Raw genomic sequence first — 15641 nt, 5'->3', positions numbered from 1 at the left:
CACGCGTCCGCAAGTTTGAAGGCCCCCGCTCTCCTGCGAGCGAGGGACCTGTTGGCTAGCAGCCGATTTCAATCTGCCACACGATTACTTCTTCAGGCAGAGACCAACGGTTGGCGTCGTGGTGCACTTGGTGCCATCAGGTGCACCGCCACTCGGGCAGACAACGGACACCAGCGTCTCCGTCGCCTCGCAGCTAATCGCGCCATCTGCCTGCACCGCGCGGAAGCTCACTGGTGCCGCATCGCCCTTGTCACCCTTGGCGCCGGGCGTGCCCTGCGGACCTTGAGGTCCCTGTGCACCCGCCTGCCCCTGCGCGCCGGGAATGCCCTGAACGCCTTGCGCACCCTGCGGACCGGCCGGCCCCTGCGCGCCGGTTTCGCCCTTCGGACCTGCTGGTCCGGGATCGCGGCCGCAGCCGCCCAGCATCAATGCAACGCCAACAGCAAGAATTGGAATGATCTTGTTCATGCCCCACACCCCGTTGAATTCGTGACACCGCGACATGCGGCGTCAGGATAAGCCAGCGCCGGATGTTGAGTTCCGGCATGCGGATGATATCGGGTGACAAGAAGAACGGAAGCGGCCGCGCAGCGACGCGACTGTTTCAAGACGCCGCAGACTTTGGCGGGCGGTTAGCTTGCTCAGCCGTCTCTCGGTTGCGAGATGAGCTCGATCATTTTGGCTTCGTCATCGTCTGGCGCGAAAGCCTTCGCCTTTTCATAGGCTTCAACAGCCGCTGCGCCGACCAGGGGCCTCGCCTGCAAAAGCTGCTCCGCCAATCTCACCGCATAGGCCGCATCCTTATGGCGCAGTGCAGCGGTGAAGGATGCGCCTGAATAATCGCGCGCCACCATTCGCGGCGCATGTCGCAGCACCTGTGGGCTTGCCGCGACGCCGCTCGCGATGGACTCCAACACCAGCTTCATGTCCAGCCCGGCATGTTCTGCAATGGCCAGACCTTCGGCGAGCCCAGCTATATGGATCGCGCCCATCAGGTTGTTGATCAGCTTGTAAACTGTACCCGATCCGACGGGGCCGAAATGCCGGATCGTCGATCCGATCGGCGCCAGGAACGGCCGGGCCTTGTCGAGGTCCGCAGTATCCGCGCCGACCAGCAGCGTGAGTTTGCCGCTCGCAGCCGCATCCGGCAGACCGGTGACCGGACTATCGATATAGATCAGGCCGCGATCCTGCAGCGCCTTGGCAAGGTCGAGCGCGTGCTGGTGCGACACTGTCGAACATTCGATCGCCAGCGCGCCCGCCTTCGCGGTTCGCCCGGCACCATCAATGCCGAGCCACACAGTCTGTGAAGCCTCGTCATCGGCGACCATCGTGACGACGGCATCGGCGCCTTCGGCTGCATCCGCCGGCGAAGCTGCCCAGCGTGCGCCACGTGCGATCAGATCTTCTGCTTTCGCCCTGCTGCGATTCCAGACGGCAACGCTGAAGCCGGCTTCGAGATAGCAGCCGGCCATGCCGTGCCCCATGCGTCCCAAACCGATGAACGCAACATGGGGCATGGCTCAGTCCACGTCGTCGATGGCGCCTGGCGATGTGCCGAAGGCGCGCTGCGCCAGTGTCGCCGCCATGAACTCGTCAAGGTCGCCGTCGAGCACGCCTGAGGTGTCCGACGTCTGCACGCCAGTGCGCAGGTCCTTCACCATCTGATAGGGCTGCAGCACGTAAGAGCGGATCTGGTGACCCCAGCCGATATCGGTCTTGGCGGCCTGATCGGCTGCAGCCTTCTCTTCGCGCTTCTTCAGCTCGATCTCGTAAAGACGCGCGCGCAGCATGTCCCAGGCCTGGGCCTTGTTCTTGTGCTGCGAACGGCCGGCCTGACAGACCACGGCCACGCCGCTCGGAATATGCGTCAGACGCACCGCCGACTCCGTCTTGTTGACGTGCTGACCGCCGGCGCCACCTGAACGCATCGTATCGACGCGGACATCGGACTCGTTGATGTCGATCTTGATGCTGTCGTCCACGACCGGGAAGATCGCGACGCTCGAGAACGAGGTGTGACGACGGGCATTTGAGTCGTAAGGCGAGATACGCACCAGACGATGCACGCCGCCTTCGGTCTTCAGCCAGCCATAGGCATTGTGGCCGGAGATCTGGATGGTCGCCGATTTGATGCCGGCTTCTTCACCCTGCGTCTCTTCGAGATACTCGATCTTGAAACCGTGCTTTTCAGCCCAGCGCGTATACATGCGCAGCAGCATCGAGGCCCAGTCCTGGCTCTCGGTGCCGCCGGCGCCGGCATGGACTTCCAGATAGGTATCGAAGCGATCCGCTTCACCGGACAGCAGCGCCTCCAGCTCGCGGCGCGCGACCTCTTTCTTCAGCGCCTTGAGCGCATTCTCGGCTTCGGTCACGACGCTCTGGTCGCCCTCGGCCTCGCCGAGTTCGATCATCTCGACGTTGTCGTCGAGTTCACGCGTGACCTTGCCGATGCCTTGAAGCGAGTCCTCAAGCGAGGTGCGCTCCTGCATCAGGCGCTGGGCCTTTTGGGGGTCGTTCCAGAGATTGGGGTCTTCGGCGAGAGCGTTCAGCTCAGCCAGTCGTGCCGTGGATGCATCGACGTCAAAGATGCCTCCTCAGCAGCCCGACTGACTGCTTGATCTCTTCTACGAGGCGTTCGATTTCAGCGCGCATGGAAACTCTGATCTGGCGGCATCAGCCGCAATACGAATGGTGATCGGGATGTAGCGGCGTGCGCGGCAAAGTGCAATCCGCAAGGATCTGCTGTGGGTCAGATGAGCCTCAATACAGGCCGCCCGTTCCCGGTCGCATGAAACTGCGGTCGGTTTCCGGCGACACCGAGAGTGAACGACCGTCCGCATCGGCGACACCGATCACAGAATAGTTGTCCGGCGGTGCGGTGCCCGGCTTGAAGGCCTCGAGGATGGTGCGGCCGCCATCGCCCGGTCCGGCGCGCATGCCCGACTTGGCGTCGACGCGGATCAGCTTGATGCCGGCAGGCACGCGGAACGGCACGGCCGGCTTGTCGGCGAGCGCAAGCTTCATGAAGTCCTTCGCAATCGGCGCAGCCAGCGCACCGCCGGTGGCCTTGTTGCCGAGATTCCGGGGCTTGTCGTAACCGACATAGATACCGACCACGACGTCAGGCGAGAAGCCGATGAACCAGGCATCCTTCTCGTCATTGGTCGTGCCGGTCTTGCCGGCGATCGGCTTGCCGACTTCGCGGAGCACAGTCGCCGTGCCGCCCTGCACGACGCCTTCCATCATCGAGGTGATCTGGTAGGCGGTCATGGCGTCGAGCACCTGCTCGCGGCGATCGACGAGCTGCGGCTCGGCCTGGTTCTTCCAACCCTCCGGCGCGTCGCAGCCGCGGCATTCGCGCTGGTCATGCTTGAAAATCGTATGCCCGTAGCGGTCCTGAATACGGTCGATCAGCGTCGACTTCACGCGGCGACCGCCATTGGCGAACATCGAGTAGGCCGTCACCATCCGCATGACGGTCGTTTCACCGGCGCCGAGCGCATAGGAGAGATAGTTCGGCAATTCATCATAGACGCCGAATCGCTTGGCATATTCGCCGATCAGCGGCATGCCGACGTCCTGCGCCAGTCGCACTGTCACGGTGTTCAGCGAGCGCATCAATGCATTACGCAGCGTCACCGGGCCGTAATACTTGCCGGTCGAATAGTTTTCCGGACGCCACACCCCGGCGCCCTGCCCTTGATCGATCTCGATCGGCGCGTCGACTACGACGGTGGACGGCGTGTAGCCATTGTCCATCGCTGCCGAATAGACCAGCGGCTTGAAGGATGAGCCGGGCTGACGATAGGCCTGCGTGGCGCGGTTGAACTGGCTCTGGTCGAACGAGAAGCCGCCGACCATGGCGAGCACACGTCCGGTCAAAGGATCCATCGCAACCATGGCGCCGGACACTTCCGGATACTGCCGCAGCCGGAACTGGCCTTCGACGACCGAGCCGTCCTTGTTTGTGAGCGGATCGACATAGATGACGTCGCCCGCGGCCAAAACCTGCGACACGGCCGTCGGTGTTTTGCCCTTTGTCGGGCCGGCGGCGGGTTTGGCCCAGCGCACGCCATCCAACGTGAGGATGCCGGTCTGGCGATCCTTGAGCACGGCACCGCCGAGTTCACGGCCCGGCTGAAAGCCGATCCGCGCCGACTGATCACTGACATCCAGCACGACAGCGAGCTTCCACGGCGCGATGTCGGACAGCGCTTTGACCTCGGCGAGCTTCACGCCCCAGTCACCGGAAATATCGATCTTGTTGGTCGCCCCGCGCCAGCCACGCACCTCGTCGAAATTGATCAGGCCGTTGGTCATGGTCTTGCGCGCCATGACCTGCAGCTTGGGATCCAATGTGGTACGGACCGACAGGCCGCCCTCATAGAGCTTCTTTTCGCCGTAGCGTTCCAGGATGTCGCGGCGCACTTCCTCGGCAAAATACTCGCCGGCAAAGATGTGACCCGAACTGTTGCGGCCGGTGACGCTCAGCGTCTCCTTGCGCGCCTTGTCGGCATCGGCCTGCTTGATCCAGCCGTTCTCCAGCAGACGATCAACGACATAGTTGCGGCGCTCGATGGCACGGTCGCGGTTCTTGATCGGATGCAGCGACGACGGCGCCTTCGGCAAAGCTGCGAGATACGCCGCTTCCGACACGGTCAGTTCGTTCACCGACTTGTCAAAATAGACCAGCGAGGCGGCGGCGATGCCATAGGCACCGAGGCCGAGATAGATTTCGTTGAGATACAATTCGAGAATCTTGTCCTTCGAATAGGTGCGCTCGATGCGCATCGCCAGCAAGGCTTCCTTGATCTTGCGGGTAAAGGAGACCTCGTTGGTCAGAAGGAAGTTCTTCGCAACCTGCTGCGTGATCGTCGACGCGCCCTGCGGCCTGCGGTTGGAGCCAAGGTTCTGCGCGTAAAGCACCATCGCGCGCGCCATGCCCGAATAATCGAGGCCACCATGCTCGTAGAAATTCTTGTCTTCGGCCGCGAGGAACGCGTTGATCACCAGCTTCGGCACGGCCTGAATCGGCAGATAGAGCCGGCGCTCCTTGGAGTATTCGCCAAGCAGTGCACCGTCCGCCGCATGGACTCGCGTCATGACCGGCGGCTCATAATCCTGAAGCTGCGAATAGTCTGGTAAGTCCTTGGAATAATGCCAGATCAGCCCGGCTGCGGCGGCGACGCCCACCAGGAACACCACGGTTCCTGCAGCGAACAAGAAACCCAGAAACCGCACCAGCAGACGCATTATCGACGATCCGTTTCAATCGCTGTGCCGCAATATACCATACGGCGGCCCCCATGGGCGCGAAGTCAGCAACAAGTCCCGCGGCAAAAATCAGCAAGGAGACAACCCGAAATGGCCGTCAGTCTTGACCGATTCTGACAGCCACACGGAAATTTTTATAGAGCTCCGGCTGTGGCCAAACTAGGGCTTTCATACTGAAGGCCGGGGCTTTCGTACTGAAAGATTTGTCATTTTCAGTTCCGGTCGTCAGTTTCCCGGGCCGGCAGAGACCATCCGCTTGGAGAAGAACCCGTCGATCGCCTTGGCGACCGCCCCGACAGTCTTGGAGCGCCAGTTCTCGGACATCAGTTGCTGGAGATCGTCTTTGTTAGACACGTAACCCAGTTCGATCAGCACCGAGGGGACGTCCGGGGCCTTGAGCACGCGGAAACCTGCCGATTTCAGGGGATGCTTGTGCATCCGCGCCGTGGTCTTCATCTCGCCCACCACAAGCCGGGCAAAGCGGTTTGAGAAGGTCCGGGTTTCGCGCTGCGCCAAGTCGATCAGAATGTCGGCAACGTCGGTTGGCTCTTCCGTCAGATTGACGCCGGCGATGGCGTCGGCCTTGTTTTCCGAGTCTGCCAGCCGCTCCGCCTCCGCGTCGGAGGCCTTGTCAGACAGTGTGTAAACGGTGGCGCCCTGCGCATCCCCCTCGCCGCGCGGCAATGCGTCGGCATGGATGGAGACAAACAAGGCAGCCGACTGGTTGCGCGCCACCTTCACCCGTTCATCCAGGGGAATGAACGTATCGTCGGCGCGGGTCATCACGATGCGGTATTTGCCGAGCTTCTCCAGACGATCACGCAGGGCCAAACCGAAACCCAGCACGATCCCCTTCTCGCTCTCGCCGCCGGCCTGGGTGCCGTTGTCGATGCCGCCATGACCGGGATCGATCACGATGACTGGACGGGCGTCCGGCGCGGCATCGGGCACGGCGCTGGCGACCACCTTGGTGGCAACCGGAGACGCCGCAGCAGTCGTTCCGACGGCCGGTCGCAGATCCGGGCGATTCTCAACCGCCAGCGCCTGTACGAATGTGGTGCGATCGACCGATTCGAGTTCGATCACCATCCGCGCCGGCTGCCCGTTGGCGGGATCGAGCGCGTAGGAATTCTTGATCTTGGCCGGTCCGGTCAGGTCAAACACCATGCGCGACCCGCCCGGCATTACCAAACCGTAGCGGAACGCCTTGATCAGGCCGCGGGAGACCGTCCCGGCGCCGGGATCGAGATGGAAATTGACCTGGGGAAGATCGATGACCACCCGATATGGGTCAGCCAGCGTAAAGGCACGCAGCGGGATCTTCCTGTCGAGATCGAGAATGAAACGGGTCTGTTTCTCGTCGCCGGCGATCCGCACGTCGGAGGCGATCGGGAAAACGCCCTCCACTTCCGCGCGCGGCGTCTCGCCGGCGGCCTGGGCGGAGTTCGGGCACCAAAACAGCCCAAAACCGGCACTGAAGAGCACCGTGGCCAGCCTGACGATGTGGTTTGCGCGGCTCGTCAACGAATCCACTGCCTCCGAAGCAGCCCCTCATTAACCCAATAGGATTGCAGGGTTAACCGGGGCTTAAGTCGGCCGTATCGAATAAGCCTGAGTGTTGCAGCCTTGTGACGCTTCCCTTGCATGCGCCCCCCATTCCTCGTATGTACGAAGAGCTGACGGTTTAACTCCCGGTTGTGTCGCGTTCAGCCTCCCGGTGCAACGCTCGTTCCCCCGATCATCTATCGGTGGATCCAGCGTTTTCCGGCCTCCTCTCTACAACCAGCGCAGCGCGCGGTTGCCCAGAGAGGCGGTCTTAGCCCAGGCGGTGTCCGGTCCCAGGTCCTTTCTCGCTCCCGGGGCGGCTTTAGACACTTCATGACCGATTATTCCGGCCTTACGGGCGGAGTATGCGACAGCCGGTGACCGCGTTCTGCGGCGCGCCGGACGTCAGCAAAAGGCGGCGCCTTTGCCGCCAAGATGTTCAGACGGGCCGACGCTTGATGCGCCAGACTGTGATGCCGACCGAGACCCAGGTGGGAACTATGCCGATGCGAGGCCCAAGCCTCGCGCGTCGCCCCGCACTGACCTCGCGATCGGCACGGCGTTCAGGGCTGTGTATCGGCCTTCCCCTCACCCCCGAATCAGGTGGACCGTTGCGTCACCCGGCCGCGCGACACGCGCTTGCCGCCACGCATGCCGTCCGCCTCCATGAGCTTCCAAATGCCAAACAAAATGTTGATCGATGCGACCCACCCGGAAGAGACCCGGGTCGTCGTGGTTCGCGGCAATCGCGTCGAAGAGTTTGATTTCGAGACTGCGCAGCGCAAGCAGCTCCGCGGCAATATCTACCTCGCCAAAGTCACGCGCGTCGAACCGTCGCTGCAGGCCGCCTTCATCGAATACGGTGGCAACCGCCACGGCTTTCTCGCTTTCAGCGAAATCCATCCGGACTATTACCAGATCCCGGTCGCCGACCGTCAGGCGCTGATCGAGGCGGATGAACGGGCCCATCGCGAAGCTGAGGAAGAGACCGAAAACCGCTCCAACCGTAAGCGCTCGCGTCATCGCAACTCCCGTCGCCGCGACCGTGGCGAGCGGGTGCAGAGCGATGTCGTCGATGCGACAGCGATCGATCCGTCGCAGGCCGAACAGCCGCGCGATCCGGCCTTCGAGGTCCACAGCCATACCCATGATGACGGGCACCACGCTGCCGATCACGACCATCATGACCATGACGGTCACGAGCACACCCACGCGCATGAGCACGCCGAAGGCGATCATGCGCACGACCATGAACATCACGATCATGCCCCCGCACCGGTCGCGTCCGAGAGCGTCGCTGCCGAAGCTGTGGCTCCCGAGGTCGTCGTGTCCGAGGTCGTTGCATCCGAGCCTGTGACCGAACAGCCTGTTTCGGCAGGCTTCTCGCCTGCGCCGGTCGAAGCCGTTGCGGAGACGCCGGCACCGGTAGCCGCCGAAACGCACGACGATCATGCGCACGACGATCAGCTTCAGGCCGCTCACGCCGAAGAGAACGCGGCGCATGCCGAGGACGTTCACCACGAAGAGCGTGCCGAGGATGAGCACACCGCTGCCGCTGACAGCGACGAACACGACGACGAGGAAGACGAAGAAGACGGCGAGGAAGAAGCCGAAGAGGATCAGGTCGAGTCCGTCGGCGGTGACGACGTTCTCGAGGAAGTGCCCGAGCGCGCCTTCCGTCCGCGTCGCCAGTACAAGATCCAGGAAGTCATCAAGCGTCGCCAGGTCATGCTGGTGCAGGTCGTCAAGGAAGAGCGCGGCAACAAGGGCGCTGCACTGACCACCTACCTGTCGCTTGCCGGCCGTTACGCCGTGCTGATGCCGAACACCGCCCGTGGCGGCGGCATCTCGCGCAAGATCACTTCGGCACAGGATCGTTCGCGTCTCAAGGAAGTGGTGTCGGACCTCGACGTGCCGGAAGGCATGGGGATCATCCTGCGCACCGCCGGTGCCTCGCGCACCAAGCCGGAAATCAAGCGCGACTTCGAATACCTAATCCGGATGTGGGAAACCGTCCGCGACATGACGCTGAAGTCGCAGGCCCCGACCCTCGTCTATGAGGAAGGCTCGCTGATCAAGCGCTCGCTGCGCGACCTCTACAACAAGGAAATCGACGAAATCCAGGTTGCGGGTGAAGCCGGCTATCAGGAAGCGCGCGACTTCATGCACATGCTGATGCCGAGCAATGTGCGCGCGGTGAAGCAGTATCGCGACGGCCAGCCCCTGTTCTCGCGCATGGGCGTCGAGAGCCAGTTGGACGCAATGTTCTCGCCGACCGTGCAACTGCGCTCCGGTGGCTATATCGTCATCAACCAGACCGAAGCTCTGGTCTCGATCGACGTGAACTCGGGCCGTTCGACCCGCGAACACCACATCGAAGACACCGCGCTGAAGACCAATCTCGAAGCCGCCGAGGAAGTCGCGCGTCAGCTCCGCCTGCGCGATCTCGCCGGTCTGATCGTGATCGACTTCATCGACATGGACGAGAAGCGCAATAACCGCGCTGTCGAACGCAAGATGAGCGACTGCCTGCGCCAGGATCGCGCGCGCATTCAGGTCGGCCGCATCTCGCATTTCGGCCTGCTAGAAATGTCGCGCCAGCGCATCCGCGCCAGCGTGCTGGAAAGCTCCACGGATATCTGCCCGCATTGCGGCGGCAGCGGTCACGTTCGTTCGGTGTCGTCGGTGGCCCTGCAGTTGCTGCGCGGCCTCGAAGAGACCCTGATGAAGGGCGCCACGCATAACCTGATCGTGCGCACCCGCACCGATGTCGCGCTCTATGTGCTGAACCACAAGCGTGGCCATCTGCGCGATCTCGAAAACAGCTTCAAGGTGACGCTCGCCGTCATCGCCGATCCGAATGTCAGCGGTCAGCAGTCCTTCGTGATCGACCGCGGCGAACAGGTCCACACGCTGGAAGCCGCCAAGGCACTTCTCGCGGCTCAGGTCGCAGCCTTCCCGCCGCCGCTGGAAGAAGAACCCTTCGACGACGAAGACCTGTTCGAGACGGAAGCCGAAATCGAAACCGAGGAGACCGAAGGTCTCACCGACGACGAGACCTCGGGTGAAAGCGCCACCGGTGATACAGACAGCGATGGGCGCAAGCGCAAGCGCCGTCGGCGCCGTCGTGGTCGCTCTGGTGAGGCACGCGAAGGCGGCGCTCCCGGTCGCGAGGGCGGCGATCTCCAGAACGCCGCTGAAGGCACGGTCGAAGGTAACGTCGAAACCGTTGGCGACGACAGCGAAGGTGAAGACGACGAGGCCGACGATCAGCCTCGTGAGGCCCGTGCCGACCAGCCGGCCGATGGCGAGCGTCGCCCGCGTCGCCGTGGCCGTCGTGGTGGACGACGCCGGCGTGGTGGCAACGATGAAGGTCTGGCCGGATCGATCTCCGATGAACTCGGACCCACGCAGACCTCGGAAGCCAGCGACGCCGTGGCCGATCTCGAAGGTCAGGACACGCGCCACGACGCACAGCCGCACCAGTACGCAGCTTCGGACACCGTGGCGTCCTATGCAGCGCCACAGCCAGAGGCCGAACAGAGCCGTCACAACGCCGTGCCGATGTTCGCTCCAGCCGTGCCCGAGCCGACGCCGGTCGCTCCTGCTCCCGTCGCAGCACCTACCCCCGTGCAGGAAGCCGCGGCACCGCAGGAAGATGACAAAGCTGCAGCACGTCGTCGCTCGACGGTGCGCGAGAAGGTCAACTTCGGTTCGACGTCTCCGGAGCCACAGCCCGCGGCAGCGCCTGTCGCTACAGCCCCGGAGCCGGCACCTGCTCCAGCCGCTGCACCGGCCCCTGCGGTCGAAGCCCAGCCGCGCAAAGCCGGCTGGTGGTCACGCGTCCTCGGCAGCGACTAAGCGCCTTCCAACGCAACAACGAAAAGCCGCCCGGCAAAACCGGGCGGCTTTTTTAGTGCTGCGATCTACTGCGGATCAGTCCGTGGTGATTGCCGTTTCGACATCCGATGGATCGATGGTCTTGTTGAGATTGGCGTGCATCGTGTCGTGATCAAGCTCGCCTTCCCACCACGACACGAACACCGTAGCAATGCCGTTGCCCGTGATGTTGGTAAGCGCGCGCACCTCGCTCATGAATTTGTCGATCGAGAACACGATCGCCATGCCGGGCACCAGACGCGGATCAACCACCGACAGCGTGGCTGCCAGCGTGATGAAGCCGGCACCGGTGACGCCCGAAGCGCCCTTGGAGGTCAGCATCGCCACGATCAGGATAGTCACCTGCTGGCCGAACGACAGATCCACACCGAGCGCCTGGGCGATGAAGAGCGTCGCCAGGGTCATGTAGATGTTGGTGCCGTCGAGGTTGAACGAATAGCCGGTCGGCACCACGAGGCCGACGACCGACTTCGAACAGCCCAGACGCTGCAGCTTCTCCATCAGCTGCGGCAACGCGCTTTCCGACGAAGAAGTGCCGAGCACGATCAAAAGCTCATCCTTGATGTAGACGATGAACTTGAAGATGTTGAAGCCGACGATGCGGGCAATGATGCCGAGCACGACCACCACGAACAGTGCTGCAGTCGCGTAGAACAGCACGATCAGGCTCAACAGGTTGGTGAGCGCCGCCGGGCCGAACTTGCCAATGGTGTAGGCCATCGCGCCGAATGCGCCGAGAGGGGCCGCCTTCATGACGATGGCGATCACGCCGAACACGGCATGCGACGTCTCATCAATCATGTCGCGTAACCTGTGGCCACGCTCGCCCAGCGCCATCAGCGCGAAACCGAACAGGATCGCGAACAACAGCACCTGCAAGATGTCGCCCTTGGCAAAAGCGCCGACGACGCTGTCGGGGATGATGTTGAGCACGAAATCGACCGACTTCGTCGCTTCAGCCTGTTTGACGTAATTGGCGACAGCGCCCGCGCTGCCTTCGGTCTTGGTCACCAAGCCATGGCCGACCTGGAACAGGTTGCCCATCACAAGACCAAGGATCAGCGCAAAGGTTGAGACGATCTCGAAATAGACCAGCGCCTTGATGCCGACGCGGCCGACCTTCTTGGCGTCCTGGATATGGGCAATGCCAGACACCACGGTACAGAAGATGATCGGCGCGATCACCATCTTGATCAGCTTGATGAAGCCGTCGCCGAGCGCCTTGATCCATTCATTGGTGGCGAACTGAGGCTCCAGCCACCCGACCAGCACACCGATCACGATGGCGATCAGCACCTGAATATAGAGAACCTTGTACCAGGGCTTTTTGACCGGAGCGGCCGCTCCCGGACCCGCCGTTGCCGTTACCGCAGACATTCCGCTTCAACTCCCTGAGCATTTTTACTGCCGCGGTCATTAGTCACATGGGCGGCCTCTTGCAAGCCGCCACGCGGAATTACTTGGGCGATTAACGAACAAATATCGCGCCGAGCGTTCAGCGATACCGGCGATCAACCATTCCGCGCAGGACGGGTACCAGGATCGCGCCCAATGTGTTCTTCACTAATGCCCCCGCCAGGAACGGCATCACGCCGACCAACCAGGCCTTCTCGGCGCCGAGCTTCATACCGTAAGCCAGCCACGCAAAGCCCATGGCCATGATCACGATGTGGCCGATGGCCATGACAACGAACAGGCGGACCATCGAGCGATCCCATCCGCGTTCGCTGAACCAGCCCGTGATGAACGCAGCAACGACAAAGCCCGACAGGAAGCCGGCCGTGGCCCCCGTGAGCGGTTTGAGACCGCCAACGGGCCCGGCGAACACCGGCAATCCCAATGCACCGACGGCGAGATAGGCGATGATCGTCAACGTGCCGAGGCGCCAGCCATAGACGGCGCCGATCATCAAAACGACCAGCGTCTGCAGGGTCATCGGCACATATGGCAATGGCAGATTGATCTTCGCCGAAACCGCCAACAACGCGACTCCGAACGCCGCCAGCACTATGGCGCGCCGTACGACGGCGAAGCCTTCACCGCGGCTTGGCCACCACACACTGGCGATCGAGACGTGGGGCAAATTCGAGACGGATGAATCCATCGACAAGACAGGCTCCCTCACTTCGGGCCGCCCTGCCCGAGCCATTTGCTGATCCGCGCGACCGCCTCATGCATGTCCTCGGTCGAGCTCGCATACGAAAAGCGAATATAGGACTTGCCATGGATCGGATCGAAGTCGCTGCCGGGCGTTGTGGCCACATGTGCCTGTTCCAGCATCTGCTTGGCGAAATCGAAGCTGTCAGTGGTGAATTTCGACACGTCTGCATAGAGATAGAAGGCGCCATCGGCCGGCAGGAAGTCCGTGAGGCCGGCTTGCGGCAATCCTGCGGTCAGGATGCGGCGGTTCTCCTGATAGCCATGCTTGATGTCTTCCATCTGTGCATGACCGTCGAACGCAGCTTCTGCCGCAATCTGCGACAGCGTCGGCACCGAGATCGACAGGTTCTGCTGCAGCCGTTCCATGGACCGCACCAGCGGCTTGGGCACGACCATCCAGCCGACGCGCCAGCCAGTCATGCAAAAGTATTTCGAGAAGGAATTGATCACCAGCGCGTTCGGCGACAGCTCGGCCGCGGTCACGGCCGGAAATGCATAATCGAGCCCATGATAGATCTCATCCGAGATGAAGCGAATGCCCGCATCATCTGCCGCGTGGATCAGGCTGGTCAGCGCTTCGCGCGACATCATGGTGCCCGTGGGATTGGCCGGACTCGCGACCAGCACGCCCTTCAGCGGTTTTTCGCGATGCGCGGCGAGCAGATCCTCGGCAGTCAGAGCGTGCCGCTTGTCGGCATGGGTCTCGATCAGCACCGGCTCGCAGCCCAGCGCGGTGAGGATGTGCCGATACGGCGGATAGCCGGGCACGGTGACGGCGACGCGGTCGCCGGGCTCGAACAGGGCCAGGAAGGACAGGATGAACGCGCCGGAGGAGCCGGTGGTCACCACGATCTGCTCCGGATCGACCGTACAGCCATAGACGTCGCGATAATGCTTGGAGATCCGCGCGCGCAGCGACGGGGTGCCAAGCGCAGCGGTATATTCAATCCGCCCGTGCGCCAGTGCAGCCTGTGCAGCCTCGATGGCCACCTTGGGCGCGGGCGCTGCCGGCTGCCCGACTTCCATGTGAATCACGTGCCCGCCAGCGGCCTCGATCCGCGCCGCGGCGGCCATCACATCCATCACCATGAACGGGGGAACGTTGCTGCGGCCGGACGCCGCAAGAAGGCTGTGTGCCCGGGCTTTGAGGATCGTATCTGGCATGGAAATCTGCTATCTGCGCGGCGTTATGCACGTTACGGCATGGGAGCAACGCCGCGCTCCCGCCGCAATATTTGACTTGTTAGGGCTTATATCGAATCCGAACCTCGGCCAATGATGAAAGACCTGCAGCTGCAGCCTAAAAGGGCTGCATCTCGATTGTTCTCGAAGCTGACCACGCTGCTGACCGCGGCGGCGCTGACGCTGACGCCAATGGCCGCCCATGCGCAGCAAGGCGACGCTCCGCGCCTGCTGCGCGACGCCGAGATCGAACAGCTGCTGCGTGACTATACGCGCCCGATCCTGCGCGCCGCAGGCCTCGAAAAGCAAAACATCCAGGTCGTCATCATCAACAACGCCAGCTTCAATGCCTTTGTCGCTGACGGTCGCCGCATCTTCGTCAATCACGGCGCGCTGATGCAGTCACAGACGCCGAACCAGCTGATCGGCGTGCTCGCCCACGAAACCGGCCATCTCGCCGGCGGCCATCTGTCAAAGCTGCGCGAGCGCATGGCGCAGGCGCAGACCCAGATGATCGTGGCGATGCTGCTCGGCGTCGGCGCCATGGCGGCCGGAGCGCGCGGCGGCAACTCCAATGGTGCTGCCGGCAATATCGGCGCCGCAGCGGTCGCCGCGCCGCAAGCGATGATGATGAATACGATGCTGTCCTATCAGCGGCAGCAGGAAGAGAATGCCGACCGCGCCGGTGTCAAATTCCTGAACCAGACCGGCCAGTCGTCCAAAGGCATGTACGAGACGTTCCAGCGCTTCGGCACCGACAGCCTGTTCGCAGCACGCGGAAGCGACCCGTATATGATGTCGCATCCTATGCCCCGAGAGCGCGTTGCCGCCCTCGAGGAGCTTGCGAAGTCGAGTCCCTATTGGGACAAGAAGGACGATCCGGCGCTGATGCTGCGCCACGAGCTGATGCGCGCCAAGACCGCCGGCTTCATGGAGCAGCGCGACACGGTATTGCGGCGCTATCCGCCGTCCGACACCAGCCTGCCCGCGCAATATGCCCGCGCCATCGCCACCTATCGCCATGGCGATCTGCGCGTGGCTGTCGAGCAGATCGATGCGCTGATCAAGGCGCAACCGAACAATCCGTATTTCTACGAGCTGCGCGGCCAGGCCTTGCTGGAAGGCGGCAAGCCCAATGAGGCGATCGCGCCGCTGCGCCGCGCGGTGCAGCTCTCCAACAACGCGCCACTGATCGAGATGATGCTCGGCCAAGCACTCGTCGCCTCCGACAACAAGGCCTATACCGACGAGGCAATCCGCATCCTGCGCACTGCTGTGGCGCGCGAGAGTGAAGCGCCCGTCGGCTACATGCAGCTCGCCATGGCCTATGGCCGCAAGGGCGAACTCGCAGAGGCCGACCTGGCCTCGGCCCAGGCCGCCTTCCTGCGCGGCGACAACAAGACCGCCCGTGATCTGGCGTCACGTGCGAAGGCACGCTTCGCGGTGGGCACGCCCGGCTGGGTCAAGGCCGATGACATCATCGCCGCGAAAATGCCGGGCAAGAACTAGCGCGACTCCCTCTGCAATGTTCTGAAACAAATGGCGGCTGATCCGTAATCTTTCGCAATGTGGCTGAC

The 15641-nt window shown here is 62.8% G+C and carries 10 protein-coding genes; 2 read left to right on the top strand and 8 right to left on the bottom strand.

The genetic code is table 11. The features are described from left to right. Positions 1-84 precede the first annotated feature (84 nt). The 5 genes from AB7951_RS12580 to AB7951_RS12560 all read right to left on the bottom strand — a co-directional run bounded on the left by AB7951_RS12580 (position 85) and on the right by AB7951_RS12560 (position 6801). A complete protein-coding gene (locus AB7951_RS12580) occupies positions 85-468 on the bottom strand; it encodes a hypothetical protein (protein WP_068736651.1) in 384 nt (127 codons plus the stop codon). Positions 469-641: 173 nt separating this feature from the next. Next, a complete protein-coding gene (locus AB7951_RS12575; protein ID WP_120289386.1) occupies positions 642-1520 on the bottom strand; it encodes an NAD(P)-dependent oxidoreductase in 879 nt (292 codons plus the stop codon). Between the two features lie 3 nt (positions 1521-1523). Next, a protein-coding gene (gene prfB / locus AB7951_RS12570) for a peptide chain release factor 2 (protein WP_120289384.1) occupies positions 1524-2655 on the bottom strand; the annotation gives its coding sequence in 2 pieces (ribosomal slippage) (positions 1524-2585 and positions 2587-2655; 1131 coding nt in all). 108 nt (positions 2656-2763) lie between these two features. Then, on the bottom strand, positions 2764-5256 hold the full coding sequence (locus AB7951_RS12565; RefSeq protein ID WP_093758405.1) for a penicillin-binding protein 1A: 2493 nt from the start codon (positions 5254-5256) through the stop codon (positions 2764-2766). A gap of 246 nt (positions 5257-5502) precedes the next feature. Beyond that, the gene (locus tag AB7951_RS12560) at positions 5503-6801 is read right to left on the bottom strand and encodes an N-acetylmuramoyl-L-alanine amidase (RefSeq protein WP_120290288.1); all 1299 of its coding nucleotides are present in this window, start codon (positions 6799-6801) and stop codon (positions 5503-5505) included. A gap of 699 nt (positions 6802-7500) precedes the next feature. On the opposite strand from AB7951_RS12560, the gene AB7951_RS12555 reads away from it, so the two are divergent. Beyond that, entirely contained in the window at positions 7501-10683 is a 3183-nt protein-coding gene (locus tag AB7951_RS12555; RefSeq protein ID WP_439066451.1) for an Rne/Rng family ribonuclease, read from the top strand. Between the two features lie 75 nt (positions 10684-10758). Here AB7951_RS12555 and AB7951_RS12550 read toward each other — a convergent pair whose 3' ends face one another. From AB7951_RS12550 to AB7951_RS12540, 3 genes are all read right to left on the bottom strand, one after another. Beyond that, a complete protein-coding gene (locus AB7951_RS12550) occupies positions 10759-12099 on the bottom strand; it encodes a dicarboxylate/amino acid:cation symporter (RefSeq protein ID WP_120289380.1) in 1341 nt (446 codons plus the stop codon). A gap of 118 nt (positions 12100-12217) precedes the next feature. After that, a complete protein-coding gene (locus AB7951_RS12545) occupies positions 12218-12826 on the bottom strand; it encodes a biotin transporter BioY (protein ID WP_120289378.1) in 609 nt (202 codons plus the stop codon). Between the two features lie 17 nt (positions 12827-12843). Continuing rightward, positions 12844-14046 (bottom strand): aminotransferase class I/II-fold pyridoxal phosphate-dependent enzyme, encoded by a 1203-nt coding sequence (locus tag AB7951_RS12540; RefSeq protein WP_120289376.1) that lies wholly within the window; start codon positions 14044-14046, stop codon positions 12844-12846. Positions 14047-14157: 111 nt separating this feature from the next. Here AB7951_RS12540 and AB7951_RS12535 point away from each other — a divergent pair, with 111 nt between their 5' ends. Continuing rightward, positions 14158-15573, top strand: coding sequence for a M48 family metalloprotease (locus tag AB7951_RS12535; protein ID WP_093758401.1), 1416 nt, complete (start codon positions 14158-14160; stop codon positions 15571-15573). Positions 15574-15641 lie beyond the last annotated feature (68 nt).

This window comes from Tardiphaga sp. 285_C5_N1_2 (assembly GCF_052076065.1).
In the GTDB taxonomy this organism is placed as follows: domain Bacteria; phylum Pseudomonadota; class Alphaproteobacteria; order Rhizobiales; family Xanthobacteraceae; genus Tardiphaga; species Tardiphaga robiniae.
This window is presented reverse-complemented; position numbering and strand designations above follow the sequence as displayed.

Coding starts and splice junctions, on each gene's coding strand:
- AB7951_RS12580 (WP_068736651.1), bottom strand. CDS start 468: ATGAACAAGATCATTCCAATTCTTGCTGTTGGCGTTGCATTGATGCTG.
- AB7951_RS12575 (WP_120289386.1), bottom strand. CDS start 1,520: ATGCCCCATGTTGCGTTCATCGGTTTGGGACGCATGGGGCACGGCATG.
- AB7951_RS12565 (WP_093758405.1), bottom strand. CDS start 5,256: ATGCGTCTGCTGGTGCGGTTTCTGGGTTTCTTGTTCGCTGCAGGAACC.
- AB7951_RS12555 (WP_439066451.1), top strand. CDS start 7,501: ATGCCAAACAAAATGTTGATCGATGCGACCCACCCGGAAGAGACCCGG.
- AB7951_RS12550 (WP_120289380.1), bottom strand. CDS start 12,099: ATGTCTGCGGTAACGGCAACGGCGGGTCCGGGAGCGGCCGCTCCGGTC.
- AB7951_RS12545 (WP_120289378.1), bottom strand. CDS start 12,826: ATGGATTCATCCGTCTCGAATTTGCCCCACGTCTCGATCGCCAGTGTG.
- AB7951_RS12540 (WP_120289376.1), bottom strand. CDS start 14,046: ATGCCAGATACGATCCTCAAAGCCCGGGCACACAGCCTTCTTGCGGCG.
- AB7951_RS12535 (WP_093758401.1), top strand. CDS start 14,158: ATGATGAAAGACCTGCAGCTGCAGCCTAAAAGGGCTGCATCTCGATTG.